General features: G+C 46.7%; 11 protein-coding genes. 2 read left to right on the top strand and 9 right to left on the bottom strand.

Annotation, left to right across the window (positions count from 1 at the left end; all coding sequences use genetic code 11):
• Positions 1–41: 41 nt before the first annotated feature.
• The 8 genes from H3S83_RS08020 to gyrA form a co-directional block, all read right to left on the bottom strand.
• Entirely contained in the window at positions 42–1496 is a 1455-nt protein-coding gene (locus H3S83_RS08020) for a cobyric acid synthase (RefSeq protein WP_198239381.1), read from the bottom strand.
• A gap of 473 nt (positions 1497–1969) precedes the next feature.
• A complete protein-coding gene (locus H3S83_RS08025) occupies positions 1970–2956 on the bottom strand; it encodes an LLM class flavin-dependent oxidoreductase (RefSeq protein ID WP_198239382.1) in 987 nt (328 codons plus the stop codon).
• 67 nt (positions 2957–3023) lie between these two features.
• Positions 3024–4151 carry a tRNA guanosine(34) transglycosylase Tgt gene (gene tgt / locus H3S83_RS08030; RefSeq protein ID WP_198239383.1) on the bottom strand — a complete coding sequence of 376 codons (1128 nt, stop codon included), beginning with the start codon at positions 4149–4151 and terminating at the stop codon, positions 3024–3026.
• Between the two features lie 5 nt (positions 4152–4156).
• On the bottom strand, positions 4157–5233 hold the full coding sequence (queA, locus tag H3S83_RS08035) for a tRNA preQ1(34) S-adenosylmethionine ribosyltransferase-isomerase QueA (protein WP_198239384.1): 1077 nt from the start codon (positions 5231–5233) through the stop codon (positions 4157–4159).
• An 854-nt stretch (positions 5234–6087) separates the two neighbouring features.
• Complete coding sequence (locus tag H3S83_RS08040) at positions 6088–6600, bottom strand: peptidylprolyl isomerase (RefSeq protein WP_198239385.1); 513 nt, start codon at positions 6598–6600, stop codon at positions 6088–6090.
• A 10-nt stretch (positions 6601–6610) separates the two neighbouring features.
• Positions 6611–7168 carry a peptidylprolyl isomerase gene (locus H3S83_RS08045; protein WP_198239688.1) on the bottom strand — a complete coding sequence of 186 codons (558 nt, stop codon included), beginning with the start codon at positions 7166–7168 and terminating at the stop codon, positions 6611–6613.
• Between the two features lie 37 nt (positions 7169–7205).
• On the bottom strand, positions 7206–7700 hold the full coding sequence (gene coaD / locus H3S83_RS08050) for a pantetheine-phosphate adenylyltransferase (protein ID WP_198239386.1): 495 nt from the start codon (positions 7698–7700) through the stop codon (positions 7206–7208).
• 40 nt (positions 7701–7740) lie between these two features.
• The gene (gene gyrA / locus H3S83_RS08055) at positions 7741–10533 is read right to left on the bottom strand and encodes a DNA gyrase subunit A (RefSeq protein ID WP_370541343.1); all 2793 of its coding nucleotides are present in this window, start codon (positions 10531–10533) and stop codon (positions 7741–7743) included.
• 242 nt (positions 10534–10775) lie between these two features.
• On the opposite strand from gyrA, the gene H3S83_RS08060 reads away from it, so the two are divergent.
• Positions 10776–11408 (top strand): MarC family protein, encoded by a 633-nt coding sequence (locus H3S83_RS08060; RefSeq protein ID WP_077973562.1) that lies wholly within the window; start codon positions 10776–10778, stop codon positions 11406–11408.
• 425 nt (positions 11409–11833) lie between these two features.
• On the opposite strand, the gene H3S83_RS08065 is transcribed toward H3S83_RS08060, so the two are convergent.
• Positions 11834–12325, bottom strand: a complete 492-nt coding sequence (locus H3S83_RS08065; protein WP_198239387.1) for a single-stranded DNA-binding protein — start codon at positions 12323–12325, stop codon at positions 11834–11836.
• 236 nt (positions 12326–12561) lie between these two features.
• Here H3S83_RS08065 and uvrA point away from each other — a divergent pair, with 236 nt between their 5' ends.
• Positions 12562–15477, top strand: a complete 2916-nt coding sequence (gene uvrA, locus H3S83_RS08070) for an excinuclease ABC subunit UvrA (protein ID WP_198239388.1) — start codon at positions 12562–12564, stop codon at positions 15475–15477.
• The last annotated feature ends 191 nt before the right edge of the window (positions 15478–15668 follow it).

Here is a 15668-nt window from a genome sequence, read left to right on the forward strand (position 1 = left end):
TTGCAAAAAACCGGCTATTTATAGAGATAGCTGCTTAAACTTTATCGTGCAAGCCGAAAAAGCGCGTTTATGTCGACAGCCTTTTCCAGTTCATCGGCAATCTTATCGAGCGCATTATCAATTTTTTCAAAATGTCCGGATGCATCCGGCTTTGCACCAAAATTTCCGATAAAATAATGACGGAAAGCATCTGCCGAAAATAAACCATGGAGATAGGTTCCCCAAATCTTTCCATCGGGCGAGGCTGCCCCGTCTTCGACATTGTTTATTTGCAAAGGGGCATGGCGACAATCGGGACCAAAGCTTTTGCCCATATGGATTTCATAACCTCTGAGCGGAAGGCCACTTGCAAGATGAACAGCATTACTATTGCGCGTGAGTTTTCGTTCCCCTATTTTTGTTACCATATCAAGCAGGCCAAGCGCGTCTATTTCGGTAACGTTTCCTTCCAGAGAATCGCGATCAAAAATTTTCCTGCCCAGAATCTGGAATCCACCGCAAATGCCGATAACCATTCCGCCTTTTTTAGCGTGTGCGATAATCTCCCCATCCCACTTATTTTCACGAAGAGCAATCATATCCGCTATGGTCGATTTGGAACCGGGAAGGATAATAATATCGCTATCGGTTGGAAAACGCTCACCCCTCCGGACAAAGACAATTTCAACATCCCTTTCGTGGGCCAACGGGTCGAGATCATCAAAATTGGCAATATGGGGTAAAACCGGTACAGCTATTTTTACTTTGCCGTGTTTTTTCGGCTCTCTATGTTCGAGTGCCATCGAATCTTCAGGAGGCAACAGGCTTGCCCCTTCAAGCCACGGGATTACACCGAGACAAGGCCAGCCGGTAAAATTCCGGATTGCTTTGATTCCATCATCAAAAAGGCTCAAATCCCCACGAAATTTATTAATGAGATAACCGCAGACCATTGCACGGTCTTCACGATCAAGAATTGTTGCGGTGCCGACAAGTGAAGCGATCACACCACCGCGGTCAATGTCACCAATCAATACGACCGGCACATCGGCGCTTCGGGCAAACCCCATATTGGCAATATCACCATGGCGCAAATTGATTTCTGCCGGTGAGCCCGCCCCCTCCACCAGCACCAAATCGCATCTCTCCTTCAATCGGGCATAAGATTCCATTACCCGATCAAGAAGTTCACCCTTCATTTTTTGATAATCGGCACCTTTTGCAAAACCCGAAAGCTTGCCCTGTACAATGATTTGGGAACCGGTCGAACTTTGCGGTTTCAATAAAACCGGATTCATATGAACGGACGGTTTTTCATGTGACGCAAAAGCTTGCAGCCATTGACCACGCCCAATCTCGCCGCCATCATCGGCAACCGCAGCGTTGTTCGACATATTTTGCGGTTTGAACGGCATTACCTTGATGCCCTTGCGGGAGGCCAAACGGCAAAAGCCGGCAACAAGAACTGTTTTTCCGACATCGGAACCTGTGCCCTGAAACATCAATGCACGTGCCAAATCAATCACCCTTTACCGATAAAAAAATCGCAATTTTTTTTCAAAAAAATAGCGATTTTCATACTTCATTAAGTGTTCGCTAACCCGTGATTAACATTGTTGATCTACAAAGGCTCCAGAAACAAAAACACTTTGTTTCTCTCTGGATCAGGTAGTGCGTACCAGAGGTGTAATTCCGGACACGTGTATGAGTATCGTCCGGAAAATGCGTAAGATAAAACTGCGTAAACGGGCCACCGCTTGCGCAGTTTTACGCATTTCTAGCCTGCTTTACGGGTTGAGAAAAGATGACTTTCCGGTTCTTCCACATCTTTTCAGAAAACGGCGCATTGATAGCTCTGTAAGACAGCTTCAACCCAAATAAAAACGCCGGCTGTGCATTTTGGAAATAAATGATTTTAACCCCACAAATCTGCGACCATTAGCGCTCGGTTATTAAGGGCTCTACCGCTTGCTCATAGAGTGATTAAAAATCATAAATCTTTAATGATTCGGGCAAGAAGCGTGAATGAATCCATGCGTTTTTTATTATCCCAAATCGGACTGGTAACAATCAACTCGTCTGCTTTCGTATCGGCTATCAGTTTTTTAAGCCCCTGCGCGACTGTTTCAGATGAACCGACCACAGAGCAGGACAAAGATTGTTCAAGCACCAAGCGGTGATTGAAAGGCAGATTATCAACATAATTCATAACCGGTTTTGGTAATGGACCGGCACGCCCTGTCCGTAAATTGACAAAGGATTGTTGTTGGGAAGAAAATAGAAACTTTGCTTCGTCATCCGTTTCAGCAACCACAACATTTGCCGCAACCATTGCAACGGGTTTATCAAGATATTCCGACGGTTGGAAATTATCGCGGTAAACTTTGAGCGCGCGATAAAGCTCGGCCGGTGCAAAATGCGAGGCAAATGAATAAGGCAAGCCCAGAACTGCCGCAAGCTGCGCCCCATAAAGGCTCGACCCCAAAATCCAGACTGGCACATGCAAACCTGCCCCCGGAACTGCGCGCAATTGTTGCTGAGGCTCGGCATCTTTAAAATAATCAAGCAATTCGACAACATCGCGGGGATAATCATTCGGGTTGCTATCAAGCGAGCGTCTCAAGGCTCTGGCTGTCATCTGGTCTGTGCCCGGAGCACGACCTAATCCGAGTTCAACCCTGTTCGGATAGAGTGCTTCAAGAGTGCCAAATTGTTCGGCAATGACGAGCGGAGAATGGTTGGGAAGCATAACGCCGCCCGCACCAACAACGATTTTATTGGTCGAGGCAAGAATCTGCCCCATTACAACCGCCGTTGCAGCGCTTGCAATGCCGGTCATGTTGTGATGTTCAGCGTACCAAATACGAGGAAACCCTAGCTCATCCACATGTTTGGCAAGAGCTATTGAATTTTTTAACGCCTGGGCAACCGAACTTCCCTCAGGCACGGGACATAGATCAAGGACAGATATTTTCATTTTTTAAATATAGGAACTCTGAAAATGAATACAACGAGAGAAATTCAATTGAGTAGAGCTTTTTAAATCAATCTGCTCTATCGCCCCTGTTCCACTCATCTGTCACTTCGGCTACAAAATCGGCATAACGATGTGCTTCGATCGCGTCTCTTATACCTTGCATCAATTGCTGATAAAAAGCGAGATTGTTCCACGTGATCACCATTCCGGCCAATGGTTCACCCGCTTTTACAAGATGGTGAAGATAAGCACGGCTATAATCCCGTGCTGCCGGACAGGGAGATTGGGGGTCTAACGGGCGCGGATCTTCGGCATGTTTTGCATTTCTCAAATTGATTTTACCAAATCTGGTAAATGCCAAACCATGTCGGCCTGCCCTTGTCGGCATGACACAATCAAACATATCAACGCCATGGGCCACACTTTTTAAAATATCATCAGGTGTACCAACACCCATCAAATAACGCGGTTTATCTTGCGGCAAAATCGAGCAGGTCACATCAAGCATATCCATCATGACATTTTGCGGCTCACCTACCGCCAGGCCACCAATGGAATAGCCTTTCAAATCAAGATCCTTCAAAGCATGAGCCGACCGTTCCCGCAAACTTGCATTATCCCCACCCTGAACGATACCGAACATGGCCTTGCCCGGCTGATCTCCAAAAGCCGTTTTGCAACGTTCTGCCCAGCGTAAAGACAATTCCATTGCCTTTTCCATTTCTTTGAATGAGGCAGGCAAGGCAACGCATTGGTCGAGTTGCATCTGGATGTCGGAATCAAGAAGGCACTGTATTTCGATCGACCGTTCCGGTGTCAGCTCATAACGCGCACCATCAATATGCGATTGGAAGGTCACGCCCTTTTCGGTCAATTTTCTAAGCCCTGCAAGCGACATAACCTGAAAACCGCCGGAGTCAGTTAAAATAGGTTTTGGCCAACGAGCAAAAACATGAAGGCCGCCCAATCTTGCAATACGTTCGGCACCAGGGCGCAACATCAGGTGATAAGTATTGCCGAGTATGATATCGGCACCAAGTTCTTCGACCTGCTCCATATACATTGCCTTCACCGAACCGGCGGTTCCTACCGGCATAAAAGCAGGTGTGCGGACTTTGCCGCGCGGCATTGTAATTTCGCCACGCCGCGCGTGACCATCTTCAGTAATTTTCTTGAAGGTGAAGGTTTCGCTCATTGTTCCTAATCTTTTCGTTCCAGAAAACTTGTATCGCCATAAGAATAAAAACGATAGCCTGTTTCGATAGCATGTTGATAGGCGTGTTTCATTTCATCAAGCCCGCTAAAAGCCGATACAAGCATGAATAATGTCGAGCGCGGCAAGTGGAAATTGGTCATCAGGCAATCGACAAAACGGAAATGATAACCTGGTGTTATAAAAATATCAGTTGAATCGGCCCACGCATCAAGTTGACCGTTTTCATCCGCAGCACTTTCCAGAAGTCGCATAGCCGTTGTGCCAACAGCAATCACCCTGTTACCGCGTTTTTTCACAGCCATTAATGCATCTGCCGTTTGTTGGTCTATATGACCAATTTCGGAATGCATTTTATGATCTTTTGTATCGTCAACTTTGACAGGTAAAAATGTGCCTGCGCCGACATGGAGCGTTACAAAGTATTCTTCAACACCCCGATCTTTGATCTGTTGCATCAAATCCTTGGTAAAATGAAGTCCAGCCGTTGGTGCCGCGACGGCCCCCTCTTCACGTGCATAAACGGTCTGGTAATCGGTTTCGTCACGCTTGTCCTCGCCCCGTTTCAAAGCAATATAAGGTGGCAATGGCATGTGGCCGATAAGCGCGATTTCACGATCAAGCTCTGCTCCCGATTTATCGAATTCCAACAGCATTTCGCCGTTTTCACCTTTTTCGCGAACTGTGGCAATAAGCTTGTCGTCATCGCCAAGGCTTCTATCCTGCTTGTTGAACACAATTGTTTCGCCAATTTTTAAACGTTTGGCCGGACGAACAAAAGCAAGCCACTCATTGGGGCTTACGCGTTTATGAAGTGTTGCGCCAATATGGGCAATGGCTGCACCGCGCCGCCGTTCTCCCTGTAGTTGGGCTTTTATAACCTTGGTGTCATTGAAAACCAGTGCGTCGCCTTTGTTGAGAAGTGAGGGTAAATCGCGCACATGTAGATCTTCAAGACACCCGCCTTTTCCGACGTGTAAAAGACGGGCACTTTCTCGCGGCACAGCAGGTCGCAAAGCGATTTGTTTTTCAGGTAACTCGAAATCAAAAAGATCAACTTGCATAAGAGCGCACGCACATTCATAAATCGGACAAGCGGATAAGGCTTGTCGCACTGTTATATCAGATTAAAAGACCAACCTTTATGGAGGCCTTGCCAAGGATACTTGGTAATGGCTTTTTACTAAAGCATTTTCCGAAAAGTGTGAAGCGGTTTTCGGAATCAAAAATGCGCAACTAAAAACCTATTTTCCGAAAAGTGTGAAGCGGTTTTCGGCGATTAATTCTGTCATTTGTCACAGAGTATCTTCAAAAAAGGAATGCGGATATAACGCGATTTTTCGGGCTAAAAATCGTGTTTTTATCAAGTGTTTCTGTCAAAACACTAAAAGGGCATTTCAACTTCCACAGGTAAGTTAGCGTCAAGTTCGGATTAAAATGAAAAATGGCGGAGGCTTTCGGAAAACATCAGGAAATGCATTGAAGCCGGATATATTCTAGTCAGGTTATTCGGGAGCTTTCCCTGCAATAAACCGAATGAATATCAGCATATTTTACATAAGAAAAATAATGAAAATCCGGTTTTTAGCGCCGCGCAAAATCACTTTTACATTTAAGCTTTTGGTTGTCCGTTATCCGTTCATTCCCGATGCCATTTATCTTAGACAACATAGTGCGGGACGATAGCGATAGATAAGAATCACAATCGTATTTTTTTCATAATAATCAAAGTTTTAAATATAATAAATGAATCATTTCATGAAGGTTATATCGCCCTTATTTTTAGAAAGAGCAACAACTTCCATGTGCCGGAATTTCACGTTTAAAAAAAACAAAAGGTGTTCCGAATTTTATCAGAACACCTTTTTTCAAGTTTTATAAATGAAAGCTTCCGAACAACTGTGTCGAGCCTTGAAAATTATTTTTTATCCGCAGCAATTGTTGCTTTAACAATGCTGTCAGGATCGCTAACAGGCTCGCCTTTTTTGAGCTTGTCGACATTTTCCATGCCTTCAATGACCTGTCCCCAAACCGTATATTGCCGATTGAGCCACGGAGCATCCTCAAAACAGATAAAAAACTGGGAATTTGCCGAATTCGGATTTTGACTGCGTGCCATAGAGGCAGTGCCGCGCTTGTGTGGAACATTGGAAAACTCGGCTTTAAGATCGGGCTTGTCGGATCCGCCCATACCTGCTCGCGCTGCATTGAATTTCTTGCCACCCTTTTTGCCAAATTCGACATCGCCGGTCTGTGCCATAAAGCCGTCTATCACGCGGTGAAAAACCACGTTGTCATAAGCACCTTCACAGGTTAATTCTTTAATTCTCTTGACATGTTCGGGTGCAACATCAGGCAATAATTCTATAACCACATCGCCCTTTGTCGTTTCCAATATCAGAGTATTTTCCGGATCTTTAATCTCAGCCATTTCTTTTCCTTTATTTTGTAGCCTCTATACGTGCTTTTATAATGACGTCGGGATCAGCAACCGAACCGTTATTATCTGCCCGCCCTTTTTTGATTTTATCAACGACATCCATGCCTTTTACCACTTCACCAACAACCGTGTATTGGCCATTGAGGAAAGACGCATCATCAAAACAGATGAAGAACTGGGAATTGGCCGAATTCGGGTCTTGCGAACGTGCCATTCCAACTGTGCCGCGTTTGAAGGGGACTTTGGAAAATTCTGCTGCAAGGTCGGGATATTGTGACCCACCCATGCCGGCACGACGAATATTGAATTCAGAGCTGCCTTTTTTGCCGAATTTTACATCGCCGGTCTGCGCCATAAAGCCCGGAATAACCCGATGGAAGACAACATTATCATAAGCACCTTCTTTGGTGAGCTTTTCAATTTGCGCAACATGTTTGGGAGCAAGATCAGGCCGCAACCGGATTGTTACATCACCATCTTTCAGTGTTAATATCAGATTTTCTCCACCTGCAGCAAAAGCCACGGGGGCAAGCGAAAAAAGTGCAAACAGAACGGCCATAATGCCCAAAAGTTTACGAACCAAGATCTTTCTCCATTTATGATTTGAATTTTTTTGTTAACGCCAATGCAACATTTTCGGGAACAAAGGGCGAAACATCCCCCCTCATCAACGCAATTTGACGAACAAGAGTAGCAGAAATTGAACGAACCGTATCGGCTGCCGGTAAGAATAATGTCTGTATTTCAGGTGCCAACGCCCTGTTCATGCCGGCAAGTTGCATTTCATAGTTGAAATCCGTGCCATCACGCAAACCGCGTATAATAAAATTTGCGCCGATCTCGCGTGCTTTATCAACCAGCAGATTGTCGAAGGAAATAACTTCCAAACGCTTTTCAGTGTCTTTCAAAATAGTCTTGGCAACGGTTTCGATCAATTTCTTACGTTCTTCAAACGTAAAAAGCGGGGCTTTGCTCGGGTGGATGCCAATAGCAACGACAACTTTGTCAGCCACTCTAAAGGCACCACGCAAAACGTCAAGATGGCCATTGGTAATCGGGTCAAACGAGCCAGCAAAAATTGCCACTTTCATCTTTCACCTCCCGTCAGCCATCTTGCTATGACTTGATTATTCAATCATCCGTTTGCGTATCAGAATTGCCTGACGAACTGTTGTCATCATTCGGCACAGTTTCGTCAACGTCGCTATCGTCCTCTTCCGATTCAGAGATACGTTCAACCGAAACAACTTTTTCGTTTTCGGCTGTATCGAAAATCGTGACACCTTTTGTCGAACGTCCTGCAATGCGAATTCCTGCCACCGGAACGCGGATGAGTTTACCGCCATCCGAAACAAGCATGATCTGGTCGTTTTCTTCAACTGGGAAAGCTGCAACCAGCTTGCCGATTTCAGCTGTCTTTGATGGATCAGTCGCTCTTATCCCCTTGCCGCCGCGACCGGAGATTCTGAACTCGTAGGATGAAGAACGTTTGCCATAACCGAACTGACTTACCGTCAACAGCATCTGTTCATGTTGAGAAAGTTCATTATAACGTGCGTCGCTAAGCTCGGCATCGCCTGTTGCTTCTTCCTCGTCACTGATTGTTACATCATCGCTATCGTTACCAGCCGCACGACGTTCGGCAACGGCGCGTTTGAGATAAGCCGACCGTTCGGCTGGCGTTGCTTCGACATGCTCCAGAATAGCCATTGAAATGACTTTATCACCTTCACCGAGATTGATACCGCGCACGCCAATGGAATTTCTACCGGCAAAGACACGAACATCGGAAACGGCAAAACGGATACATTGACCGTCAGCAGTGGTCAAAACCACATCGTCATTTTCTGTACAGGTATCGACAGACAGAATTTCATCTTCATCATCGTCGAATTTCATTGCAATTTTACCATTGCGGTTAACTTGTACAAAGTCGGAAAGCTTGTTTCGACGCACCGTGCCACGTGTTGTTGCAAACATGACATCAAGTTCGCTCCAGCTTTCCTCGTCCTCCGGCAATGGCATGATTGTGGTGATGCGTTCACCCTGCTGCAAAGGCAGAAGATTGATGAGCGCCTTGCCACGCGATTGAGGGGTTCCCACCGGCAAACGCCAAACTTTTTCCTTGTAAACAATGCCGCGTGAAGAGAAGAACAGAACCGGCGCATGCGTATTGGCAACAAACAGACGGGTTACAAAATCCTCGTCCTTTGTTGTCATGCCGGAGCGGCCTTTACCACCGCGATGTTGCGCCCGATAGGTGTTGAGCGGAACGCGCTTGATATAACCGCTATGGCTTACAGTGACGACCATTTCCTCACGTGCAATCAAGTCCTCATCATCCATTTCGGCACCACCGGAGCCAAATGAAGTAAGACGCGGCGTGGCAAATTCGTTGCGAACAGCCATCAATTCGTCTTTGACAATTGTCAAAACACGCAAACGGGAACCCAGAATATCAAGATAATCTGTAATTTCCGCGCCGATTTTATTGAGCTCGTCGGCAATCTCGTCACGTCCCAAAGCTGTCAGGCGTTGCAAGCGCAAATCAAGGATGGCACGTGCCTGCTCTTCCGAAAGATTATAGGTGTTATCCTCGTGAATAATGTGACGCGGGTCGTCAATCAATTCGATAAGGTGACGGACTTCTGCAGCCGGCCAACGGCGTGTCATCAACTGGTCACGCGCGGTTTGCGGGTCCGGTGCATTACGGATAAGCTGGATGACTTCGTCAATATTGGCAACAGCAATTGCCAGACCAACCAAAACATGGGCACGTTCACGTGCTTTGCGCAGTAAAAACTTGGTACGCCGTGTAACAACTTCTTCACGGAACAGAACAAAGGCCTTGAGCATATCAAGGAGAGTCATCTGTTCAGGCTTACCGCCATTCAATGCCACCATATTGCAGCCGAAAGAGGTTTGCAAAGGCGTGTAGCGATAAAGCTGGTTCAAAACGACATCGGCAACGGCATCGCGCTTCAGCTCGATCACAACGCGATAGCCTTCACGATCGGATTCATCGCGTAAATCCGAAATGCCCTCAATCCGTTTTTCACGAACAAGCTCGGCAATTTTTTCAACCATTGTCGCTTTATTCACCTGATAGGGAATTTCAGTAACAACGATGGCCTGCCGGTCATTGCGGATTTCTTCAATATCGACTTTGGCGCGCATGATGAGCGAGCCGCGTCCGGTTTCATAAGCCGAACGTATGCCCGCACGCCCGAGGATAATCCCGCCAGTCGGGAAATCCGGCCCCGGTATGATCTTGAGCATTTCGTCAAGTGTTATGGCAGGATTATCAATGAGAGCAACGCAACCATCGACAATTTCACCAAGATTGTGCGGCGGAATATTGGTGGCCATACCAACCGCAATACCGCCCGAACCATTCACAAGAAGGTTCGGGAAACGTGCCGGAAGAACAATCGGTTCCTGCTCGCGGCCATCATAATTATCCTGAAAATCGACAGTCTCTTTGTCGATGTCATAAAGCAGACTATCGGAAACTTTTTCCAGCCGACATTCGGTGTAACGCATAGCTGCCGGCGGATCACCATCAATCGACCCGAAGTTCCCCTGCCCGTCAATAAGCGGAACGCGCAGCGAAAAATCCTGTGCCATACGGACCAGCGCATCATAGATAGACGAATCGCCATGCGGGTGGAATTTACCCATCACCTCGCCGACAACACCGGCAGATTTACGATAAGGCTTATTGAAAGAAAGCCCCATCTGGTTCATCGCATAGAGAATGCGTCGATGCACCGGCTTCATACCGTCGCGAACATCAGGCAGCGCACGCGATACGATGACGCTCATCGCATAATCGAGGTAAGAGCGCTCCATTTCCTCTACAATATTGACCGGTTCAATACCGTTCGGATTTCCTGAATCTGGTGGTACAATTTGATCGTTCACGGCTACACAACTTCCTTAATAGAATCAGCCCTTCCTTTATAACGAAAAATGCCCCGAAAAGCCAATTTCTCTTGTCTTTGCATGTATTGATTTGGCTATTATTTTCAGTGTGTTAGTTAGCTACGAGAAAAATCGGTGGATGACTTTATGTTGAATTTGTGCCATGAGAGCAGAAATGAATGTTTTCAACAGCCCCGGATTTTGGCACATACCGAATGATGGCGCACCAAGGAGTGACAATCATGTTCGATGCAGGTTTGTTGCTAAATGCGTTTATCACATTACTGGTTACAATTGACCCTGTAGGTCTCGTGCCTATTTTCTTAGGCCTCACGCGTGACATGACGCATATGGAACGCAAGTCCACAGCCATTGCTGCGTCTGTCATTTCTTATGTTATCCTGCTTGCTTTCGCGCTTATCGGCGGTGCAATATTGGAAGGTTTGGGCATCTCGCTCGGTGCATTCCAGATTGCCGGTGGTATTCTATTATTTGCGATTGCTTTCGAGATGATTTTTGAAAAACGTTCGGCAAGAAAACAGAAATCTGTCAAAACCGCCGTCACCAAAGATCATATTCACAATATTGCAGCCTTCCCGCTTGCTATACCGATGATTGCCGGTCCCGGCGCGATCTCGGCCACCATTCTGATGGCCAGCAAAAACCCCGGATTCGTCGGCACTCTGGTTTCCTGTTTTGTTATTCTGATTTCGGTGATTGTCTGTTATGGCTTCATGCTTCTTGCCCACCCGATTGACCGACTTCTTGGTGAAACGGGTAGAACAATACTGACCCGCCTGTTCGGTGTCATCCTTGCAGCTCTTGCCGTGCAATTCGTCGCCAACGGGATTTTGGCTCTCTTCCATATTGTGTGAAACCGCATCGCCACCAAACGCCTTTTCGCGCATCATTTCAGGATTGTTGCGCATGTGGCTGGTTGCCGCTCCAATTTTCATGAAAAACTGCCGGACACGCCCGAAACAAAGACATGTTCAAAACACTTTGGAAAACACGAGTGACAATCCGGCAAGACAGTTTCGGAATAGGCTATACATCCAGCCAATCTTACATATTGGAATATCGGCTTTATTTTCTATGGCAAGACGTCTTAGAAATAAAAGTCGCAGCCTGATAAAAACTCCCTGCTTCACTTATTCCCAAAAGCTGCGATTCGCTTGAAAACAATGAAAACGGGGAGCTTTTTCAATTTTTTGAGTTAGGCAAATGAGGTTCAAGGAACATCACGACAATGCATTAAATGGCAATCGCAACTCAAGATGACCGTTCAAAAACCAGAGCCTCAAAACGGAACATCGTCATCAAGCTGACGCGAAAAATTGCTTCCAGATTGGTTGTTCCCGCCCTGATCGGAATTGCCGTAGCCACCGCCAAAACCGCCGGATTGATCGCTCACCTGCTGACGGCTGCCGCCACCTTCGCCGCGGCTATCAAGCATTTGCAATTCACCGCGATATTTTTGCAAAACAATCTCGGTTGTGTAACGGTCGTTACCGTTCTGATCCTGCCATTTGCGGGTTTGCAACTGCCCCTCAATATAAACTTTCGCGCCTTTTTTAAGATATTGCTCGACAACCTTGACCAGATTTTCGTTAAAAATGACAACGCTGTGCCATTCTGTCCGCTCGCGACGCTCGCCTGTATTACGGTCACGCCACGTATCCGACGTTGCAATGCGCAAACTTGCCACTTGATCGCCAGAATTCATCCTGCGAATTTCCGGATCTGCACCGAGATTACCAATCAGAATGACCTTGTTAACACTGCCTGCCATTATAAAAACTCCAAACCACGCGGCAAAAAGCCGAAAATTAAATGCTAAAGCTTAATTTGCCACCATATAATCTATTTTCACGCTTGGGGCAAAAAAGCCTGTTTTATTCGTCCGATTTCCACAGAACTTCTTTTTCTGTTATTTGGTTAGGCCAAATCTTACCATTGCAATTTTCGACCATCTCACCTATTTGAAAGCGAGTGTTCCATTTTTGTTCTTTCCCCGCAAGGCCAAATATGTCCGATCAGAAATATATTTCAATACGTGGTGCCCGCCAACACAATTTAAAGAACATTGATCTTGATTTGCCGAGAGACAAATTGATTGTCATGACTGGTCTTTCGGGATCGGGTAAATCCTCGCTTGCTTTCGATACGATCTATGCCGAAGGGCAAAGGCGATATGTTGAAAGCCTTTCAGCCTATGCCAGACAATTTCTGGAAATGATGCAAAAACCGGATGTTGACCAGATTGACGGTCTCTCTCCGGCGATTTCCATTGAACAAAAGACCACGAGTCGAAACCCGCGTTCAACTGTCGGCACGGTGACAGAAATTCACGATTATATGCGCTTGTTGTTTGCGCGGGTCGGTGTGCCCTATTCGCCCGTCACTGGGTTACCCATTGAAAGCCAGACTGTCAGCCAGATGGTTGATCGCATTCTGGCACTTTCTGAAGGAACACGACTTTATATTCTGGCTCCGCTCGTACGCGGGCGCAAAGGCGAATATAAAAAGGAAATGGCCGATCTCCTTAAAAAGGGCTTCCAGCGTGTCAAAATCGACGGTGTTTTTTACGAGATTGCCGATGTTCCGGAACTCGATAAAAAATACAAACACGACATTGATGTTGTCGTAGACCGCCTTGTCGTAAAACCCGACATTTCTGCCCGTCTTGCCGATAGTCTTGAAACCTGTCTTCATCTCGCTGATGGATTGGCCGTTGCCGAACTTGCCGATAAACCGCTCCCGAAAGAACAGACAGCCGGTGGTTCGGCCAATAAATCGAAAAATGATACGCATGAACGTTTACTCTTTTCCGAAAAGTTCGCCTGTCCTGTCTCGGGCTTTACAATTCCCGAAATAGAGCCACGGCTTTTTTCTTTTAACAATCCGTTCGGTGCTTGCCCTACCTGTGACGGCTTGGGGTCGCTACAGGCGATTGATCCGGCAATGGTGGTTCCTGACGAGAATTTGTCTTTGAAAGCAGGTGCTATTGCTCCGTGGTCGAAATCCTCTTCACCTTATTACAACCAAACACTTGAAGCGCTTGGAAAAGCTTATCATTTCAAGCTCACAGACAAATGGAAAAACCTTTCCGAAGAAGCCCGTCATGCTATCCTTTATGGCACCGGCAAGAAAGAAGTGACATTTACCTATCACGACGGTATGCGCTCCTATTCTGCGACAAAAAATTTTGAAGGCGTCATTCCGAATATGGAACGGCGCTGGAAGGAAACCGATTCAGCCTGGTCGCGCGAAGAGATTGAGCGTTATATGTCGTCTTCCCCTTGTCCGGCATGTAAAGGCTATCGGTTGAAGCCGGAAGCTCTGGCCGTAAAAATCAACAAGCTTCATATTGGCGAAGTGTCCGAAATGTCGATTTCCAAAGCCGATAAATGGTTTCAGGAAGTGGACAAGACCTTCAATGAAAAACAGAAGAATATTGCTTCACGCATTTTAAAAGAAATTCGTGACCGTTTGAAATTTCTGAATGATGTCGGGCTTGAATATCTCACACTAGCGCGCGCCTCCGGTACATTATCGGGTGGTGAAAGCCAGCGCATCCGGCTTGCTTCTCAAATCGGCTCAGGGCTAACCGGCGTTCTCTATGTTCTTGATGAACCCTCTATTGGATTGCACCAGCGCGATAACGCACGTCTTCTTGAAACGCTTAAACATCTACGTGATCTCGGCAATACGGTGATTGTTGTCGAACATGATGAAGACGCCATTCTGACTGCTGATTATGTTGTCGATATTGGTCCGGCTGCCGGTGTTAACGGCGGTAAAGTTGTTGCGCAAGGAACGCCAAAAGATATTATGGATGATCCGGCTTCCCTCACTGGCCAATATCTTTCAGGAAAAATGTTCGTTCCCGTACCTGCAGAGCGCCGCAAAATTTCCAAGACAAAGAAATTGCGTGTTGTGGGTGCGAGAGGCAACAATTTAAAGAATATTACAGCCGATATTCCATTGGGAACGTTTACCTGTGTCACTGGTGTTTCAGGTGGCGGGAAATCGACATTCCTCATCGAGACGCTTTTTAAAGCAGCCTCGCGGCGCATCATGGGAAGCCGTGAACATCCGGCCGAACATGATCGAATTGAGGGGCTCGAATATCTCGACAAGGTGATCGATATTGACCAGTCACCGATCGGGCGCACGCCGCGTTCGAATCCGGCAACCTATACCGGTGCATTTACCCCGATACGTGACTGGTTTGCCGGTTTGCCGGAAGCAAAAGCCCGTGGTTATCAAGCGGGGCGTTTTTCATTCAATGTCAAGGGCGGGCGCTGTGAAGCCTGTCAGGGCGACGGTGTCATAAAAATCGAAATGCACTTTTTGCCGGATGTTTATGTGACATGTGATGTCTGTCACGGCAAACGCTATAATCGGGAAACGTTGGAAGTCACCTATAAAGGTAAATCCATCGCCGATGTTCTTGATATGACAGTGGATGAAGCGGCGGAGTTTTTTCAAGCAGTGCCTGCCATTCGCGACAAGATGGATACATTGGTCAAGGTCGGGCTTGGCTATGTCAAGGTCGGGCAACAGGCGACCACCCTTTCCGGTGGTGAAGCGCAACGCGTAAAACTCGCCAAGGAACTGGCACGCAAGGCAACCGGCCGGACACTTTATATTCTGGATGAACCGACGACGGGCCTTCACTTCCATGATGTCGCAAAACTTCTTGAAGTGCTGCATGAACTTGTCGATCAGGGAAATACTGTTGCAGTTATCGAGCACAATCTTGAAGTGATCAAGACCGCCGACTGGATCATCGATCTTGGACCGGAAGGTGGCGATGGCGGCGGCGAAATCGTTGCTGTCGGCCGTCCTGAAGATATTGTGAAAGTCGAGCGCTCTTACACCGGACAGTTCCTGAAAGAACTTCTGGAGCGCAGGCCAACGAAAAAAGCAATGTCGTAACGACTTAGTCAAACAAAACGCATTCGGGAAAAATTATAAAAAAGGCGTGGCTTTTAAAGTTTCGCCTTTTTTGAAATTGTTGAGGCCAATAAATTTGAAAATTTTTGTCGTAGACAAATGACTGAACTTAAAGAACGATAGCCAAATACAAAAACCCAAATACAAAAACGATGCCGCGGAATGGCAACTCA

The sequence above is a fragment of the Bartonella sp. W8122 genome (genome assembly GCF_016102485.1).
Lineage (GTDB): Bacteria > Pseudomonadota > Alphaproteobacteria > Rhizobiales > Rhizobiaceae > Bartonella > Bartonella apihabitans.

Excerpts from the sequence above, each read along its gene's own strand:
- tgt (WP_198239383.1), bottom strand. The coding sequence starts at position 4,151 with ATGAGCGAAACCTTCACCTTCAAGAAAATTACTGAAGATGGTCACGCG.
- H3S83_RS08060 (WP_077973562.1), top strand. The coding sequence starts at position 10,776 with ATGTTCGATGCAGGTTTGTTGCTAAATGCGTTTATCACATTACTGGTT.
- H3S83_RS08040 (WP_198239385.1), bottom strand. The coding sequence starts at position 6,600 with ATGGCTGAGATTAAAGATCCGGAAAATACTCTGATATTGGAAACGACA.
- H3S83_RS08025 (WP_198239382.1), bottom strand. The coding sequence starts at position 2,956 with ATGAAAATATCTGTCCTTGATCTATGTCCCGTGCCTGAGGGAAGTTCG.
- H3S83_RS08045 (WP_198239688.1), bottom strand. The coding sequence starts at position 7,168 with ATGGCCGTTCTGTTTGCACTTTTTTCGCTTGCCCCCGTGGCTTTTGCT.
- queA (WP_198239384.1), bottom strand. The coding sequence starts at position 5,233 with ATGCAAGTTGATCTTTTTGATTTCGAGTTACCTGAAAAACAAATCGCT.
- uvrA (WP_198239388.1), top strand. The coding sequence starts at position 12,562 with ATGTCCGATCAGAAATATATTTCAATACGTGGTGCCCGCCAACACAAT.
- coaD (WP_198239386.1), bottom strand. The coding sequence starts at position 7,700 with ATGAAAGTGGCAATTTTTGCTGGCTCGTTTGACCCGATTACCAATGGC.
- H3S83_RS08065 (WP_198239387.1), bottom strand. The coding sequence starts at position 12,325 with ATGGCAGGCAGTGTTAACAAGGTCATTCTGATTGGTAATCTCGGTGCA.